Origin of the sequence: Haloarcula sp. CBA1131 (assembly GCF_008728975.1) — an archaeon.
Taxonomy (GTDB): Archaea; Halobacteriota; Halobacteria; order Halobacteriales; family Haloarculaceae; genus Haloarcula; species Haloarcula hispanica.
This window is the reverse complement of sequence record NZ_RPCY01000001.1, coordinates 381860-397926: the sequence shown is the minus strand read 5'-3', so window position 1 is coordinate 397926 and position 16067 is coordinate 381860. Positions and strand designations below refer to the sequence as shown.

The 16067-nt window shown below is 66.0% G+C and carries 18 protein-coding genes; 9 read left to right on the top strand and 9 right to left on the bottom strand.

Annotated features, from left to right (window positions below; translation table 11 throughout):
* Position 1: 1 nt before the first annotated feature.
* The 5 genes from Har1131_RS02100 to Har1131_RS02080 all read left to right on the top strand — a co-directional run bounded on the left by Har1131_RS02100 (position 2) and on the right by Har1131_RS02080 (position 3098).
* A complete protein-coding gene (locus Har1131_RS02100; protein ID WP_014039081.1) occupies positions 2-274 on the top strand; it encodes a hypothetical protein in 273 nt (90 codons plus the stop codon).
* 169 nt (positions 275-443) lie between these two features.
* Positions 444-779 (top strand): hypothetical protein, encoded by a 336-nt coding sequence (locus Har1131_RS02095; RefSeq protein WP_008307136.1) that lies wholly within the window; start codon positions 444-446, stop codon positions 777-779.
* Positions 776-1585, top strand: coding sequence for a hypothetical protein (locus Har1131_RS02090; RefSeq protein WP_050037318.1), 810 nt, complete (start codon positions 776-778; stop codon positions 1583-1585). The genes Har1131_RS02095 and Har1131_RS02090 overlap by 4 nt, the downstream gene beginning before the upstream one ends.
* A 32-nt stretch (positions 1586-1617) precedes the next feature.
* A complete protein-coding gene (locus tag Har1131_RS02085) occupies positions 1618-2385 on the top strand; it encodes a hypothetical protein (RefSeq protein ID WP_014039083.1) in 768 nt (255 codons plus the stop codon).
* Entirely contained in the window at positions 2382-3098 is a 717-nt protein-coding gene (locus Har1131_RS02080; protein ID WP_050037319.1) for an AAA family ATPase, read from the top strand. The genes Har1131_RS02085 and Har1131_RS02080 overlap by 4 nt, the downstream gene beginning before the upstream one ends.
* Here Har1131_RS02080 and Har1131_RS02075 read toward each other — a convergent pair.
* Positions 3077-3937, bottom strand: coding sequence for a transcription initiation factor IIB family protein (locus Har1131_RS02075; RefSeq protein WP_151144857.1), 861 nt, complete (start codon positions 3935-3937; stop codon positions 3077-3079). The genes Har1131_RS02080 and Har1131_RS02075 overlap by 22 nt on opposite strands.
* 170 nt (positions 3938-4107) lie before the next feature.
* Between Har1131_RS02075 and Har1131_RS02070 the strand changes: the two genes are divergently transcribed.
* Both Har1131_RS02070 and Har1131_RS02065 read left to right on the top strand, forming a co-directional pair.
* Positions 4108-4602 (top strand): hypothetical protein, encoded by a 495-nt coding sequence (locus Har1131_RS02070; RefSeq protein WP_014039086.1) that lies wholly within the window; start codon positions 4108-4110, stop codon positions 4600-4602.
* 254 nt (positions 4603-4856) lie between these two features.
* Complete coding sequence (locus Har1131_RS02065) at positions 4857-6377, top strand: hypothetical protein (protein ID WP_014039087.1); 1521 nt, start codon at positions 4857-4859, stop codon at positions 6375-6377.
* Between the two features lie 82 nt (positions 6378-6459).
* Here the strand turns inward: Har1131_RS02065 and Har1131_RS02060 are convergent, their stop codons facing one another.
* On the bottom strand, positions 6460-7044 hold the full coding sequence (locus tag Har1131_RS02060; protein WP_014039088.1) for an NADPH-dependent FMN reductase: 585 nt from the start codon (positions 7042-7044) through the stop codon (positions 6460-6462).
* Between the two features lie 262 nt (positions 7045-7306).
* Positions 7307-7567: a hypothetical protein gene (locus Har1131_RS02055; protein WP_023843050.1), complete on the bottom strand. Its 261-nt coding sequence runs from the start codon at positions 7565-7567 to the stop codon at positions 7307-7309.
* 97 nt (positions 7568-7664) lie between these two features.
* On the opposite strand from Har1131_RS02055, the gene Har1131_RS02050 reads away from it, so the two are divergent.
* Positions 7665-8201, top strand: a complete 537-nt coding sequence (locus Har1131_RS02050; RefSeq protein WP_050037321.1) for a Rieske (2Fe-2S) protein — start codon at positions 7665-7667, stop codon at positions 8199-8201.
* Between the two features lie 42 nt (positions 8202-8243).
* On the opposite strand, the gene Har1131_RS02045 is transcribed toward Har1131_RS02050, so the two are convergent.
* The 3 genes from Har1131_RS02045 to lrp form a co-directional block, all read right to left on the bottom strand.
* Complete coding sequence (locus tag Har1131_RS02045; protein ID WP_151144854.1) at positions 8244-9731, bottom strand: MATE family efflux transporter; 1488 nt, start codon at positions 9729-9731, stop codon at positions 8244-8246.
* Positions 9728-10324, bottom strand: coding sequence for a TetR/AcrR family transcriptional regulator (locus Har1131_RS02040; protein ID WP_014039092.1), 597 nt, complete (start codon positions 10322-10324; stop codon positions 9728-9730). Before Har1131_RS02040 ends, Har1131_RS02045 begins: the two co-directional genes overlap by 4 nt.
* A 140-nt stretch (positions 10325-10464) precedes the next feature.
* On the bottom strand, positions 10465-10923 hold the full coding sequence (lrp, locus tag Har1131_RS02035) for an HTH-type transcriptional regulator Lrp (protein ID WP_005536716.1): 459 nt from the start codon (positions 10921-10923) through the stop codon (positions 10465-10467).
* A 126-nt stretch (positions 10924-11049) separates the two neighbouring features.
* Here lrp and glnA point away from each other — a divergent pair, with 126 nt between their 5' ends.
* Positions 11050-12405 (top strand): type I glutamate--ammonia ligase, encoded by a 1356-nt coding sequence (glnA, locus tag Har1131_RS02030; RefSeq protein ID WP_151144845.1) that lies wholly within the window; start codon positions 11050-11052, stop codon positions 12403-12405.
* A 12-nt stretch (positions 12406-12417) separates the two neighbouring features.
* Here glnA and Har1131_RS02025 read toward each other — a convergent pair whose 3' ends face one another.
* From Har1131_RS02025 to Har1131_RS02015, 3 genes are all read right to left on the bottom strand, one after another.
* A complete protein-coding gene (locus Har1131_RS02025) occupies positions 12418-13311 on the bottom strand; it encodes a phosphatase PAP2 family protein (protein WP_014039094.1) in 894 nt (297 codons plus the stop codon).
* Complete coding sequence (locus tag Har1131_RS02020; protein ID WP_151144833.1) at positions 13308-14543, bottom strand: YihY/virulence factor BrkB family protein; 1236 nt, start codon at positions 14541-14543, stop codon at positions 13308-13310. Before Har1131_RS02020 ends, Har1131_RS02025 begins: the two co-directional genes overlap by 4 nt.
* A gap of 78 nt (positions 14544-14621) precedes the next feature.
* Entirely contained in the window at positions 14622-16058 is a 1437-nt protein-coding gene (locus Har1131_RS02015) for an MATE family efflux transporter (RefSeq protein ID WP_129755835.1), read from the bottom strand.
* Positions 16059-16067 lie beyond the last annotated feature (9 nt).

The window sequence follows — 16067 nt, the reverse complement described above, 5'->3', positions numbered from 1 at the left end:
TATGGACCGCATTTCCGCACTCCGCAACATCGAGGAGGCGCTGGCCGAGTTCGAGACAGGGTCGAAGTCACTCAGTGACCTCGAACAGGACGTTCGCGGGACGCTCCGGACCTACGCGACTGAGTTCGAGGGGGACTTGCAGGCCTACCGGGCAAGCGGTGAGGCCGCCGTGGACGGCCTCGTCGTCCTCGCGCCATCCGAGACAGCAGCCCGCGAACGGGTGCAAGACCTCGTCGCGGACGCCGGCGAATTTACCGTTACAGTCGTCGAGTAGGACGTTCTCTAGCACCGCGGGTACTGTCGATGTCTCCATCTGCTGTCCACAGTGTCGACTCCGGAGTCCGACTGCCGCCGCTATCTTTCTGGCCAGTCGTCATATATATTCAATTTAAACCACATTCAATTCAGTAAAATTTTATAGTAATAATAGTAATGTCTACCCAGTGCTACTCGTCGTCACGTACTCCCGGGCGGCACGCACAGACCTGCGGAACGTCTGTCGTGCCCACGAAGACTGTGTCGTTCGGCAGTTCGGGAGAGCAGCGCTGTTCTCCGGAACCGAGTTCGGGGCCTTCCAGGCGCTCCGGCTCCACGAGAAACACGACCTCGACATACAGATCGAACACGTCGAACCGTTCGAGCCGACAGACGTCCCGAAGCACGTCCGCGAGGCGGCCAAACGGTACGAAGCACGCGAGGAACCGGCGACGCCCTACGAGCGGTTCGCGTCGGGGCGTGACCTCCCGGACCCGGACCAACTCCGAGGCGTCGACCTGTGAAGCTCCGCGTCGCTGGAACCACTTACGCGGGCGCTGTCGTCGACCTCCGAGCGCGAGGCGTCGACGGTCGAATCATCGCCGCGAGTATCCGTGGGCGGCGGTGCTTTCCGGCCCTTTCCTGCCCGGAACCACCGGCCGTGTACGCCTACGCCGGATACGTCCACCCGTCGATGGGACTCCGAACGCGGACCGCGCTCGCGGCCGCCGCTCAGTCACGGGGACACGAGACCCCGCAGGACGACGCTATCGCGGAGTGCCGCGCCCAGCTGGCCGAGCTCGAATGTTCGCCGCCGGATCTGCCGGACCCTGTCGAGCCGGTTTCGGAGTCGACCATCGACGGCTTGCAGGAAGCGGTCGCGACCCACCGCGGCCGTCTCACCGCTCGGCAGGCGGTCGGGGCGGACGACGGGGCGGTACAGGCTGACCTCCGGGACGCGGCGACAGAACTGAGCGAACGGGAGACCCGACGGGCTGCCGCCAGAGAGACCCGCGAACTCCGCCGGGAGCGGGCACGCGCCTACCGGGATACGCTGGAGGAGCAGCGACGGCTTGCTGACGAACTGGCGAATCTCCGACGGAGTGCCCGGGCGACCCTCGTCGACCGATGCGCCGATGCGTTCGCTCGGGCCATCGAAGCCGTTCCGGGGCCGGTCCCGGACAGCCCGTTCGACGCCGACCCAGTAACGGCCGCGCTGGCCGTACTCCGGGTCGCCCGGACGCCCGCACCGGTCGTCCTCGGAACGGATCGGTTCAGGTCACCGACGGCTGCGTCGGACTGTCTCGACGCCCCTGTCGTCCGCTGCTGACTTTTAAATCGGAAGGCCGGACCACCACCCCTATGGTTACCTTCGACTGTCGCGCCGAGCGAGTTGACGGCGTGACGCTCGTCACGGCGACCGTCGGCGACGTTACCGAACCGACTCGAATCACTGTTCGGAACTGTCTCGATGGCCCTCTCTGGCCGCCGAGAAAGCAGGGCGTTCCAGAGGCCGGCTGGACCGAGGACGGCTTCGAGGGCATCGTCGGCCCGGGAACGCACGCGCTCGGTTACGCGACGCCGGCCCCACTATCTGACCAGCCGGCAGATCTGGTGCGTGCCGAGCCGACGTCCGATACGACCCCGGCGGACGAGCGACTCGACTCCGCAGATGCCGTCCTCAGGGAACTGGGCGACCCGTCGCCGCCTGTTGATGCTGTGCCTGCAGGCGAGCCATCGCAGGCGGCCGAAGCCGCGAGTCGGCGGTCGAATGAATCCACAGTCGAACAGGAGATGGACCCGCAGCGAGCGACCGTCAAATCGCCAGCCGAGTCGGGGACGCCGATGGGCCTGCGACCGGACCAGCAGCTCCCCGACGCTGTCTCGCAGTGGCTCGAAACCGTTGCTCGACGCGTCGACCGCGCAGAGCGGCTGGCCGAGGCGGACTCGCTGTCGGCGGCGACAGCTGCGGTTCGCGCGGCGGACGGCCTGTCCGGCGTCCGGACGGTCACGACACGCGGCGATACTGACGAGCAGATGCTCCGTGCGTTGGCCCGGCGGGCCGAACGGCTCGCCGACCGACGGGCGGCCGCCACAGTGCCGACCGAGACGCTGTCGCGCCTGGCATGATCTTGGCAGTCACCGGCGGCAAGGGCGGCGTCGGCAAGTCCACTATCGCGTACAATCTCGCGGCGGAACTCAGCGCGCTCGAACGGCCTAACAGCAGGGACTCGCGCTCGAACGCGAACGCTGGGAGCGTCGTCGTCGACGGCGACCTCGGGATGGCGGACCTCCCGTCCAGTCACGGCCCCGACCTGCACGACGTTCTCGCTGACCGCGCCGACCCGCACGAGGCTGTCCGTGAGACCGGCCCCGTGACCCTCGTTCCCTGCGGGCGGACGCTGGCCGGCGCTCGAAGCGCCGACTTGCAAGGCCTCACGGACGTATTCGCCGCGCTGGAGCGGACCTATCGCTGGGTCATCGTAGACTCGCCAGCCGGCCTGCACGCCGACGTGGGTCTGCCCCTCGCAGCCGCCGACGCCGCGATACTCGTCACGACGCCGGAGGGCGCGGCGCTCGCTGACGCCTTCCGGGTCCGAGCGCTGGCCCGTGAACTCGACGCCGGACTCTGTCGGGTCGTCCTCAACCGTGCCGGTCCGAACCCCGCGACCGAGGCCGTCACGGACCGGTTCGGTGCACCGACCGTCGCTGTCCCGGAGAGCGAGCCGCTAGCGACGGCACAGGCCCATGGACAGCCGCTTCGAGAAACAGCGCCGGACACGTCGGCTCGGCGCTCGATTGAATCGCTCGCTGATGCCGTCTATTCCTGTAGCTCGGTGTAGGTTCCCCGTAGCGTGACCGGCGTCACGTCCGCCGTCTCCGCCGCCTCGGCCTGCGTGAGCGCCACGTCCCGTTCCTGGGCCGCGGTGTAGAGACACGCCGCCGCGACGCCGGCCGGATTGCGGCCGCTGACCAGCCCACGGTCCTGTGCCTCGTCGACGAGCCGTTCCGCACGCTGGCGGACCGCCGTCGGCAGGTCCAGTGTCGTCGCGAACCGAGGGACGTACTCGCGTGGGTCAATCGGACCGGTTGGCAGCCCGAGCTCCCTGTTCAGAGCGTCGTAGGCCGCGCGAAGCTCCGACTGATTCGCCTTGGCGACGGTACAGAGCTCGTCGACGGTTCGGGCGACCCCTTCAGTCCGGCAGGTGGCATAGATAGCTGCGGCCGCGAATCCTTCCAGCGTTCGCCCCTGAAGCAGGTCCTCGTTCTGTGCGGATTCGAACAGCACGCAGGCCCGGTCCCGGATCGCGTCCGAGAGCGACATCGAACTGATGATACGCCGGATCTCGGTGAAGGCGTACACCTTGTTTCGCTCGCGTTTCGAGCTGATCTGTGCGCGGTTGTGCTCGCGGCGGAGGCGGGCGAACTGACGGCGCTTGCGCCCTTTCAGCCGTGTCGACCGGCCGATTTTCGTCGAGAGGCCGCGGTCGTGACGCGACCGTGTCAATGGCGCGCCTGTGCGTGCCCGGTCAGTGTCGTCATCGTCGAACGACCGCCACTCCGGTCCGGGGTCGATGGCGTCCTCGCCGACGACCAGTCCACAGCTGCCACAGACCGACTCGACACCCTGCTGTTTGACCGACCCGTTACACTCCGGACATTGCGTTACCGTCGTGCTCATGTTCCCACCTACGGCTGGGCGAGGGGTTAAAAAACCGATGCAAAGACGGGTTTCCGGGCGGTTTTCGATGCAACTGCCGACCGGTAACCGGTAGGTAGTTATCGGGTTCGACACCCGCGCCTATCGGGATACCGACAGCATTAAATTCCGGCACAAAGAATGAAATTTCAATGACGCTGTCGGATATCGCTGCCGGTGTCGAGGTCACGACCCACCAGCGTGATCGCGGCGTCGCTGCCGTCGACGAGACGGACGCCCCGCTCCCGGAGCGATTGGCCCCGGTGGCCGACGACCTCCCGTGCTCGGCGGCGACAGCGGCGACCGTCGTCGAGGCCTACGCAGCCGGCAAGAGCGTCGGCGATGCGGGCCGCGCCGCCGGTGTTGCGCCTGTGATGGCCGCCAAGACGCTCCATCTCGTCGGTGAGCAAGTGTCACCGGTCGGCCCACAGGGCCGTGAGATAATCGCCGATTGGCTCGCCGGGGACCTCTCTCGCAGCGATGCCATCGCACTCGCTGACGTAACTGAACAGGAGTTTGCCCTGGCGGTGTACATCGAAACGCACGAGCCGTTGCCCGCAGCTCGCGATGCAGTGGAGGGGGCGCTCACAACTGCGGAACGGGACCCGTTAGGGGAGACGATGAGCGACATCGGCGAGCTGCTGTGAGGATGTGTGATTTGCTTTCTCGGCGAGGTCGGGAGTGAGCGACATCGGCGAGCTGCTGTGAGGATGTGTGATCTGCACTCTCGGCGAGGTCGGGGGTGAGCGACGTCGGCGAGTTGCTGTGAGTGCGTGACTACCGTTCTCTCGCTGAGTTGGGACCGATGCTGGCAAGTCGGTGTCGTGTGTGGAACCCCTGCTCTCGCTTCTCCCGTACTGTCTGGGGCACGCTTAACACCCGTGACTGCAAACCCGGAGTTATGTCGGCTTCGGAACTGGCAGACCGGGTGGCCGAGGTGCTTGCAGCGGACAGCGAGTCGTTCAACGAACGGGCCCGCGAGGAAGCCGAAGCGCTCAAATCCGCGGTCCGGAGCGGGACCTTCGACAACTCGGAGGCGATCGTCGGCATGGAGCTGGAGCTGTATGCCGTCGATGAGCAGACCGACGCGCTCCAGCGGGTCCCGCGTCAGTTGCTCGAACTCATCGGGTTCGAAAAGGAACTCGGCCTGCACAACGCCGAGATGCAGACGAGCCCGCAGCCGTTGAACACCCACGGGCTGGCGGCCCAGCGCAACGAACTGAAGGCGTCGCTGATGCCGGCCCAGCAACGGGTACGCAACGAGGGTATCCGCCTCGTCTCTGATGGCATGTGGACCGTTCCGCCCGCCGGCGAGACGGCCCGGGAGTACCTCTGTGACTGCGTCGAACAGAGCGGCGTCCGCATCGGGACGAACATGTCGGACTCCGTCCGCTATCACACGATGGCCAACACCGACTACCCCTCGGCGTTCGAGATCGATGCGCCACACGTCTCGCTACAGGCCGAGACGGTGATGCCGGAGTCGCTCATCACCTCGATTCAACCCCACTACCAGATTCCCCACGCCCCGGACCTGCCGGAGTATTTCACCTACGCGCTCCGCATCGCCGCGCCGCTGCTGGCACTCGGCGTCAACTCGCCGTTTTTCCCGCCGGACCTCTACGACGACGCGCCCGACCCCGAAATCGTCGCCGGGGCGAACATGGAGAACCGCATCGGCGTCTTCGAGTCGGTCCTCAATCCGCCCGACGGCGACTCGACGCCACCGAAAGTCTGCTTCCCGCCGGATTTCGACTCCGTCGAGGAGGCTATCGACGACATCGTCGCTGACGACACTATCGTCCCGGTCGACCTGCAGTCGGGGACCCGCTTCGACGACGACTTCGTTCACTTCCGGCACAAGCACGGCTCGTACTGGCGATGGGTCAGGCCGGTGTTCGAGGGGCCGACGCGGTCGGCGGCCAACGCCCGCATCGAGTTCCGCCCGCTGGCCGCACAGCCGACCGTCGACGACGCAATCGGCTTTGCGGCCGTCTTCGCCGGGCTGATGGAGAGCCTGCCACAGCTCGAACACCCCATCCGGTCACTGGACTGGGAGACGGCGAAGCGGAACTTCTACGCCGCCGCTCGGAGCGGCCTCCGGGCGAAAATCGAGTGGATCACCGCCGACGGGGCGACGACGACCAGCACCGAGGAGATATACGGCGAACTGTTCGAGCACGCACGCGAGGGCCTCGAACAGCGCGGCCTCTCGGCGGAGGAAGCCCATGGGTACATCCGGCCGCTACGCGAGCGCGTCGACCGCCGGCTCACGCCCGCGCGCTGGAAACACGACTACGTCCGCCGCCGCGTCGAGGAGAACGTCCCGCTGGCCGAAGCGATCTGGGGGATGCAGGCCACCTACATCCGCCATCAGGAGGAGACGCTGCTGGAGGGCAGTTTCGTCGACTGGTTCGAGTGAGTCATACTGTTGGCTGTACTCCCCTGACGAATATTGCCACCCCGAGCTGGCGACTGTCTTCACGAAGGGACAGTCAACAGTATCAGTCGCCGGTCGCCAGTTCCGACTGTTCTGTTTCTTCGCGTCGGTCCGCAACACCCGTGTACGCGACGACGTTTGAGCCCAGTTCCTCGACGCGCGCTGCGATGTCTTCGTCGGCGATGTGTCCGTCCTCGAAGGCGGCCCACGATTCGGGGATGGCAACGGCTTGCGGAAGCGGCCAGCCCTTCAACTCCAGTACAGAGGCGCGAAGATGCTGTAGCGTCGGCGTGGGGAACCCGCCGCCGGCCACTGCGAGGATACCGACGGTCGCCCCTTCGACGTCGTCAATACTGCAGTAGTCAAGCGCCGTCTTCAGTGGTGAGGCGATGGTGCCGTGATACACGGGAGTTCCGAGGACCAGGGCGTCGGCCTCGCGGACACGGGCGGCGAGTTCCGGACCGTCACCGGAGTCGGCCTCACCCGCGTCGGGGTCGAACAGCGGGAGGTCCCACTCCCGGAGGTCGATGTGCTCGATCGTTGCACCATCCCCCACTGCCGCGTCGAGGGCGCGCTGGACGGCGATTCTGGTTCCGCTGTCGTCGCGGAGGCTTCCGCTGATACCGATAACGTGTGGCGTGTCGTGCATCGTGTGCCTGTTCGTAGCCACCGCTAATTAGTAAGTACTCTGAGAAAAAAGTTTCAGTGCGTATTCTGACAGGAAGTCACGGGTCAGGCCGTAGTGACATCGTGAATCAGTCGCGACAGCTGATATCGATGAACATAGACCGAATTCTATCGGTCACAGCGCTGCCGAGATTCACTGCTGAGGCCGATACGCACCTGTGATTTGACAGCAGTTCACCCGCGCTCCTGGGGGTGCCCTGCCCCACGTCCGTTGCTGCCCGCGACTACTCCTGGTCTTCGTCGCCGCCTTCTGTCTCGTCCATCTCGTCGCCGGTTTCGGAGGCCGCCGTCTCGTCTTCTGTCTCGTCCATCTCCTCGTGTTCGTCGTGTTCGGCGAACTCGACTTCGGCCTCAAGTTCGATTTCGACGCCCTTGCCTTCCAGTTCGGCTTCGAACTCCGCCATGTCTTCGACTTCGGCTTCCAGTTCCGCTGTATCTACCGCTACCTCGACCTCCACTTCGACGGAAACGTCGTCTCGGTCCATACCGACCTTCCGAGGGGCTGACATAACTCAGTTTTGCAACCGGCACGTTGCGACCGACTTCGACATCGCTATGTGTGTCAGCCGCTGACCCATTGCTATGAGCGACCCCGTGGACGTGACCGTTGACACCGACGACGAGTCGGAATCGGTCCGTATCCACGACGACGGTGGCGAGGTCGAAGCCGGCGACGCAACCGTCCGATTCAGTTTTTCCGGCACTGGAGACGATGGGCAGGCGGCTGGGGGCGACGACGAGCAGTCGCCCGACGGCAACGACGACCCGCGCTGCATCGCCGAACTCGACTCGGTGCCGACCGACAGCACGCTCGTGTTCGAGGCGCGCGACGGCCGGCGCGGCGTCAACTGCATCCTGCACCGCTCGGGCGACGCCGTCGCCGCCTGGCGCAACTCCTGTCCCCACCAGCCCGAAGTCCCGCTCGACCCGGGCCGGGGCGCGATTGTGCGGGGCGACCGTCTGGTGTGTCACAAGCACGGCGCGCAGTTCGAACGCGACGACGGCGTCTGCACGCACGGCCCCTGCGCCGGCGACGCCCTCGACAGTATCGAGGTCACGGTTCGGGACGGCGACGTGTACCTCACGGACGAACGCTTCGAGCGGGCCGAACGGCGCTGAAACGCGATTTTAGAACGTTTTGCGGTTGTCTCGATTGTGCCATCAGTCGTCTGCAACGGCCGGTTCGCTGCCGGCCCGGGGGTCGGCCTCGCGCCACGTCCCGCGGAGGAACCAGGCTGCTGCGAGGCCGGCCGCGAGGACGTTCGAGACGGCGAAGGCCAGCCAGATGCCCTGTTCGGCCAGCGAGTACGCGAAGAGGTCGACGACCTGCGGGCCGAGCCACGCCGGGACCGCAACTGGGCGGGATGCGACCCAGGCGACCGGCAGGCGGATGATTCCCAGCATGGTAACCGCCAGCGCCGCTGCGGTGAGCGTCTTACCGGCCCCGCGGAACCCGCCGGAGTAGGCCCGGACGACGCCGATGAAGCCGAAGGTCGGGGCGACCCACTGGAGGAACTCGGCCCCGATGCGGACGACCTCGGGGTCGTCGCTGAACACGCTGACGACGGCCGGTGCGGCGAAGATCGTGACCACACCCAGCACAGAGAGGATGGCAAACGATACTTTTGCGGCGAAGTGGTTGGCCGTCGCCGCGCGGTCAGGCCGCTCGGCACCGAGGTTCTGGCCGGTCATCGTTTCGACGCCGCGGTCCATCGCGATGGCGGGCATGAACACCAGCGAGAACACGCGGATGCCGACGCCGAAGGCCGCGACCACGGTCACGGAGAACGTCCCGACGATGAACAGCATGGCGTTGACTGACACGGCGCGCCCGGTGCCTTCGACGGAGGCCGGGATGCCCAGCCTGAGCAGTTTCCGGAGGTACTCCAGGTCGGGGGCCATATCACTGAGGTGAATCCGCACGCCGCGCCTGCCCGACAGCAGGATACCGATGCCGACGACCAGCGCTACGGCACGCGAGAAGATGGTCGCGACGGCCGCGCCGACGACGCCCATCTCGGGGAACACCCACCAGCCGAAGATGAGGAACGGGTCGATGACGATGTTCAGCACGACAGTCCCGAACATCACGAGCATCGGCGTGATGGTGTCGCCGGCCCCGCGCATCAGCGAGATGAACACGAAGAAGCCGAACATCGCCGTCAGTCCGAGCGAGACGACCTGCAGGTAGCCCGTCGCGCCCGGCAGTACCTCGCTGGACGCACCCAGCAGTGACAGGAAGTCCTCGACGAAGAAGTAGCCGGTCGCGCCGAGCAGCACGGAGGCCAGCAGCGCGAACGTCACAGTCTGGGAGGCGGCGTACTCGGCCTCGCGGTGCTCCTCGGCCCCGGTGTGCTGGGCGACCAGCACGCTGCCTGCCACTGACAGTCCCATTCCAAGCGAGATGAGCAGGAAGATCATCGGGAAGGCAAATGAGATGGCCGCAAGCGCCGTCGTGGAGTACTGCCCCAGCCAGAACGTATCCGCGAGGTTGTACGCCACCTGTAGCAGGTTCGTGATGACGATGGGGAAAGAAAGGAACAGCAGCGGCTTGCCGATGTCGCCGCTGGTCAGGTTCAGTTCCTCTTGCCCCTTGAACAGGTTCCCGAGCCGCGCACCCAGACGGCCCAGTTTCTGCCGGAGGCTCACGCTGTGACCTCCTGCTGTCCGTCCAGGAGATGCGTCTCGACGTACTCGGCGAGCATCCGTCGGGTACACTCGACCGGGCGACCGGTCGTGACACGCTCGGTCGCAGCCCCGGTCAGGACGGTGACGATGAACTGGGCGGTCTCCTCGGCGTCGAGGTCGGATTTGAACGTCCCGCCAGTGATACCGTCTTCGAGGATCACTTCGAGTTCGTCGACGAGGTAGTCGTCGAATTTGGTGAGCCGCTCGCGAAAGCCGGGTTCGTAGGGCGCGTGGGCACGGATTTCGAGAATCGCCGTCCCGAACTCTTCGCTCCCGTCGTCCGGCTTGTCCAGCACGGAATCGATGAGCGCCAGCAGGCGCTCGTGTGGGTTCTCGCCGTCGGGGTCTTCGATCCGGTCGACGAACCCGTCATAGAGGTATTCGAGGAACGCACAGAGGAGGTCGTGTTTACTGTCGTAGTGGTAATGGAGGGCAGCTTTGCTCTTGTCCGACTCGTCGGCGATGTCCTGCATCGTCAGATCCGCGTAGCCGTGCGTACACAGCGCACGGTAGGTCGCGTCCATAATATCGTCGGCCGTGTCGCCGTCGTTCATTACGCGTAACTAACTGACTGGTCAGTCAAGAATGCGTCGGTACCGCTTGCGGGTGAGTTCGCATGCCCTGCTATATCGGGCTCAGACTCGCAGGAGCCGTCGCTCTGAGAGCGTTCGGAACGATGGTAGAAGGACGGTCGCTACTCCTTCAGGTCGAGGTCGAACTGCTCGTGTTCGCTTGCGGCGTTGAGCACGACGGAGGTGTTCGACTCCCTGATATCCGGGTCGGTGAGGAGTTCTTTGATCTGGGCGTTCATGCCGTCGGTGTCGGTGAACTTCCCGACCGCGATGACGTCGTAGTCGCCGGTGACCTCGTACACCGATATCATCTGCTTGTGCTCTTCGAGGTCCTCGGTGACTGCCGGGAGCGACGACCCTTCCACCTTGAGCTGGATGATGGCTGTCACGTCGTAACCGAGCTTGTCGTAGTCGACTTTGGGGGTGTACCCGTTGATGATTCCCTCGTCCTCGAGATCGGAGAGGTGGTTTGAGACGGTCGTTACCGACACGTCGAGGTCTTCTCCGAGGCTTCGGAGGCTGGCGCGGCCATCCCCCAGAAGTGCATTCACTAGCTCACGGTCGAGATTTTCGTACGTCATTACATTGGTGGACGCCCCCCAGGGATTAGAATTTTACGAATGTCCAAATGTAAGCGAAAGCGTCGAAACCTTTGCGCAAATCAGCAGGGTTTTAGTAGTAGCACCGTTCCTATCGGGTGTCCAAAGATGACAAGCGAACTTTCAGAGGCGGCACAGGAGGTACTCGACGAGATCGACGAGAAGAACGTCGACTTCCTCCGGCTCCAGTTTACCGACATCCTCGGCACCATCAAGAACGTCTCGATCACAGCCGACCAGGCAGAGAAAGCGTTCACAGAGGGGATCTACTTCGACGGCTCCTCGATCAACGGCTTCGTCCGGATTCAGGAGTCCGACATGCGTCTGGACCCGGACCCCTCGACGTTCTCGGTGCTTCCGTGGAGGGAAAACGTCGAAGGCGGTTCCAGTGCCCGCCTCATCTGTGACGTCATCGACACCTCGACCGGCGAGCCGTTCTCCGGCGACCCGCGTGGCGTCCTGAAGCGTGCTATCGAGCGCGCAAACGACATGGGCTATACGGTCAACGCCGCCCCCGAGCCCGAGTTCTTCCTGTTCGAGGAAGACGAAGAGGGCCGTGCGACGACCAAGACCAACGACGCCGGCGGCTACTTCGACCTCGCGCCAAAGGACCTCGCCTCCGACGTGCGCCGTGACATCATCTACGGCCTCGAAGACATGGGCTTCGACATCGAAGCCTCCCACCACGAGGTCGCCCAGGGCCAGCACGAGATCAACTTCACCTACGACGACGCGCTCTCGACGGCCGACAACGTCGCAACCTTCCGCTCTGTCGTCCGCGCCATCGCGGCCGAGCACGACCTGCACGCGACGTTCATGCCGAAACCCATCCCGAAGATCAACGGCTCCGGGATGCACACGCACCTCTCGCTGTTCACCGAGGACGGCGAGAACGCGTTCCACGACGAGGACGACGAGTTCAACCTCTCCGAGACGGCAAAGAGCTTCACCGCCGGTATCCTCAAGCACGCACCGGCTATCACGGCCGTCTCGAACCCGACCGTGAACTCCTACAAGCGTCTGGTCCCGGGCTACGAGGCACCCGTCTACGTCGCCTGGTCCGACCGTAACCGCTCGGCGCTCATCCGCAAGCCGGCCGCCCGCACCCCGGCCGCAAGCCGTATCGAGGCTCGCTTCCCCGACCCGTCGTGTAACCCGTACCTCGCCTTCGCCGCGCTCATCCACGCTGGGCTCGACGGCGTCGAGCAGGACCTCGATTGCGACGACCCTGTCCGCGAGAACATCTACGAGTTCGACGAGCAGAAACGCGAGGAGTACGGCATCACCACGCTCCCGTCGAACCTCGGCGAAGCCGTCGAAGCGCTCGAAGACGACGAAGTGATTCAGGACGCTCTCGGCGAGCACGTCTACGAGAACTTCGTCGAGGCCAAAACGCAGGAGCACAAGGAGTACCTCGTCGACGTCTCCGACTGGGAACTCGACCGCTACCTCGAGAAGTTCTAAACGGCTTCCACTTCAGTATTTTTCTGCGAGTTGCTCACCGGCCAGCGGTAGCGTTAGCAGGACCCCGGTCCCGACCCCTGCAAGCAGCGTGACGGCGACCGGCGTCGGGTCTAACCCGAACGTCACCCCGAGCAACGTTCCAACCGAGACAACGCCCAGCAACGCCGTGATACCGACACCGTGCCGGGTCGGTTCCGGGATTGAATCTCCTAGGAGCGCCCAGACCACGGCACCCGCGACAGCGACACCCAGCGCGCCGGCCGAATTGCGGGAAACGCCGGTGACGAACAGCCCTGCTACGGCGATGACGGCCGCGAAGCCGAACACCCGCTCGGGCGTTTTGAGCGCACCGAGGGCGAGCGCGAGGGCCGCACCGGCGATGGCAAAGCCCGCGAGGATGTCGGCGAGGTAGTGGACGCCGAGTACAAGCCGGGAGAGCCCGATGAGGGCGATGATCGTCGCGGCGACGGCGGCGCGCTGCCGACGCGTGCCGACCCGGAGCGCCCACGCGATGCCGCCCCAGACGAGCAGGGAGAGGGTGGCGTGGCCGCTGGGGAAGCCGAACCCCTCTCCGGTCGCCATCGACTCGTAGACGCCCCGCAGCGCCGCCGGGAGCAGTTCGGCGTGGGTGGCCGTACCCGCTCCGGGCGGCCGCGGCAGCGCGAACACGCCCTTCAGTGACACGACGAGCGCGACGGCGACGGCGAGCAGCGCCACGAGCATCGCCGTCCGGTCCCGAGTGAGGCCGCGACCGAGTTTCGGCGTCCACGGGCCGAGCCAGTACAGCAGGCCACAGGCCAGGAATGTGAACCAGAAGTCCCCTAATTGGGTGATGAGGGCGAACAACACGACGACTGCACCGGGCAGCGCCGACAGCACCTCGGTGACGCCGACAGCCCGTATCACTGTCGCCAGTCGCGCACTCGGTCGACGAGCCGTCCGGGGAGGCCGGTGGCAGTAAGCGTCACACCGACCGTAATCATCACGGCGTAGAGGCCGAGCGTCGACAGCCAGATGACCAGCATCGCCAGGACGGCCCAGACGCCTTTCAGGTAGTAGAACGCGCCAAGCGTCATGATCGTGCCGTACAGCAAGACGATGTAGGGGCCCCACTGTCGGGCGTGGCCGCGGCGCATCCGGCGGCGGACGTACTGTTTGAGGTCCGACCGCACCTCGTCACGGTGGAGTGTCCGGTCCTCGACGTCCTCGCGGAACGACTCGAACTCTTCGCGGAGTTCCTGTAGCTCCTCGTCTGTCAGCGCATCAGTGTCTCGTCCGGTCGGCCCGGTTCCGGCTGGCGGGGGTGTGTCGGTCTCGTCAGCGTCCTCACTCATCGCTTTGCCGGACCGTCGGCGCGATACCTGTTGTAGTTGCCGGTCCGCGAGCGCCGCGTTGACCGCTGCGCCCACGAGTAGCACCTGTCCGGCGAAGTAGAACCACGTCACGAGCAGGAGGACCCCGCCGATGACGCCGTACACCTGGTAGGCGTCGGCCTGCGCCGCGTACACGTTGAACCCCGTCCCGAGCAGCGTCCACCCGGCACCGGCAAACACCGCGCCGGGGACGGCCTCCCGTATCGTCATCTCCTGGTCGGGGAACAGGTAATACAGCGGGAGGAAGGCCACCGTCAGTACAGGGATGAGTGCGAGTCCGCCCAGCGCGACCTGGACGCCCAGCACCGTTCCGAGAGCGCCGATGACGCCGAGCCCGCCCAGCGCCACGACGATGCCGCCCAGCGCGGCCAGCCCGTCGACGAGCTCGCCGACAATCGAACCGGGGCCGTCCGTCCCGTAGACGCGGCTGAAGGCCGCGTCAAGCCCGCGGAACACCTTGAGCGCGCTCCAGAGCGTGACGCCGACGCCGAGCACAGTCGCTCCCCCGCGGCCAGCCCCGCTTGTCAGCGCGTCTTCGAGCAGCGTCGATGCCGTCGGCGAGAGCACGTCTCCCGCAGCCGTCACGATTCGCTCGGCAAAGGCCTCCCCGCCCGCCAGCGTGCCGACGACCAGCGTCAGCAACAACAGCGGCAGGAGCGAGACGAACATGTAGTAGGCGATGCCGGCCGCGAGAAAGGAGACCTCCTCCTCTTGGACAGTGCGGACGACATCCCGAGCGACGGAGACAGCGCGTGTGCGATCCACGCGAGCATCTCGGGGTGGAGCCCCAAATATACTGTCGACTGGCTGACGCCAGACCGTCGTTCTGGCCGTCGACACCCGTCAGTCGTCGAGCGCCGCGTCGGGCCGGTAGGACCGGCTCACGACCCGCCACGTCCCCGACCGGAAGCGATAGTAGGTCACTGCCGCGGGAACGGCCGTCTCGACCACGAGCGAGGCGTACAGCGCGAGCTCGCCGAGCGGCGTGACGTAGCCGAGATACGCCAGCGGGAGGGCGAACAGGTACATCCCGGCCAGTTGGGAGTAAAACGGCCAGCGCGTGTCGCCGCTGGCCCGGAGCGGCCCGGTCGAGCCGCCGTCGACACCTCGGAACACGACGCTGGCACAGGCGACGGAGACGAACACCGTCACCAGTGGGAGCACTGTGGGGTCCGAGACGAACAGGCGGGCGATGCCCCGCGAGAACGGGAGCAGCGTCGCCGCGACCACGATGTACACGCCGACACTTAGCCTGAGCACCGTCTGCGCCCAGACGGTCGCCTCGGCCTCGTTACCGTCGCCCAGAGCCTGTCCGACGAGGCTGCTCGACGCGAGGCTCAGTCCCCAGTTCGGCGTGTCAAGCAGCGCTCGGACGCGGAGCGCCACGACGTAGGCCGACACGACGCCGGGCCCGAACAGGCCGACGATGAACAGCCGGGGGAACTGCGCCCCAGTCCGCGCGAGGTTGGCCCCAACCAGCGGCGTCCCGGTTTTCGCGAGGTCCCGCCCCAGTCCCCGGTCGAGGAACGGCCGCGACACCGGAATCCGGACCGGAAACGCGCCGATTATCGGCAGGCCGCCGCGAGCCAGCCCGACAGCGAACCCAGCCGTGACGAGCACGTTCGCAATGACCGTGCCCAGCGCCGCACCGACGACGCCGAGGCCGAACCCGAAGATGAAGACGGCGTTCAACGCGATGTTGACGACCGCGCCGCCGGCCCGCAACAGCATCGGCGTCCAGGCGTCGTCGGCTCCCACGAGCGTCCGACTGGCGATGAGGTTCAGTGCGGCGAAGGGGACACCGAGGGCGACGACGCGCAGGTACTCGACCCCGTACCCGACGGCCTCGGACCCCGTCCCGACGAGATCGACGAGCAGACCGGGGATGACCCAGTACGCCGCCATCAACGGAAGTGTCAGCCCCAGAACGACGGCGGCGCTGGTCGTGACGGTGACCGCCAGTTCCCTCTCGGCGTCGGCCCCGTAGCGCTGGGACACCATCCCGATGGTTCCTCCGGCGACGCCGCCGCCCAGTGCGAACACGAGTTCCCAGAACGGTGCGGCGAAGCCGACGCCGGCGATGGCGGTCGGCCCGAGTGCCAGTCCGACCATCGCCACGTCGACCGTCGACTTCGACATCCGGGCCAGTCCGGTGACGATCCGGGGCCAGGACAGGTCCGTCGCTCGGCGGACCCGCTCGCGCTCGACGAGGTCGAACCGCGCGAGCAGGCCGCCGATGAACAGCAGGACGCCACGGACCGGGTTGTACGTGGAGGGCACGTCTTCGCC

Bases quoted from the DNA above. Each gene is read 5' to 3' on its own strand.
- Har1131_RS02075 (WP_151144857.1), bottom strand. From the start codon at position 3,937: ATGAGCACGACGGTAACGCAATGTCCGGAGTGTAACGGGTCGGTCAAA.
- Har1131_RS02070 (WP_014039086.1), top strand. From the start codon at position 4,108: ATGACGCTGTCGGATATCGCTGCCGGTGTCGAGGTCACGACCCACCAG.
- Har1131_RS02085 (WP_014039083.1), top strand. From the start codon at position 1,618: ATGGTTACCTTCGACTGTCGCGCCGAGCGAGTTGACGGCGTGACGCTC.
- Har1131_RS02050 (WP_050037321.1), top strand. From the start codon at position 7,665: ATGAGCGACCCCGTGGACGTGACCGTTGACACCGACGACGAGTCGGAA.
- Har1131_RS02060 (WP_014039088.1), bottom strand. From the start codon at position 7,044: ATGCACGACACGCCACACGTTATCGGTATCAGCGGAAGCCTCCGCGAC.
- Har1131_RS02055 (WP_023843050.1), bottom strand. From the start codon at position 7,567: ATGGACCGAGACGACGTTTCCGTCGAAGTGGAGGTCGAGGTAGCGGTA.
- Har1131_RS02080 (WP_050037319.1), top strand. From the start codon at position 2,382: ATGATCTTGGCAGTCACCGGCGGCAAGGGCGGCGTCGGCAAGTCCACT.
- lrp (WP_005536716.1), bottom strand. From the start codon at position 10,923: ATGACGTACGAAAATCTCGACCGTGAGCTAGTGAATGCACTTCTGGGG.
- Har1131_RS02040 (WP_014039092.1), bottom strand. From the start codon at position 10,324: ATGAACGACGGCGACACGGCCGACGATATTATGGACGCGACCTACCGT.
- glnA (WP_151144845.1), top strand. From the start codon at position 11,050: ATGACAAGCGAACTTTCAGAGGCGGCACAGGAGGTACTCGACGAGATC.
- Har1131_RS02065 (WP_014039087.1), top strand. From the start codon at position 4,857: ATGTCGGCTTCGGAACTGGCAGACCGGGTGGCCGAGGTGCTTGCAGCG.
- Har1131_RS02100 (WP_014039081.1), top strand. From the start codon at position 2: ATGGACCGCATTTCCGCACTCCGCAACATCGAGGAGGCGCTGGCCGAG.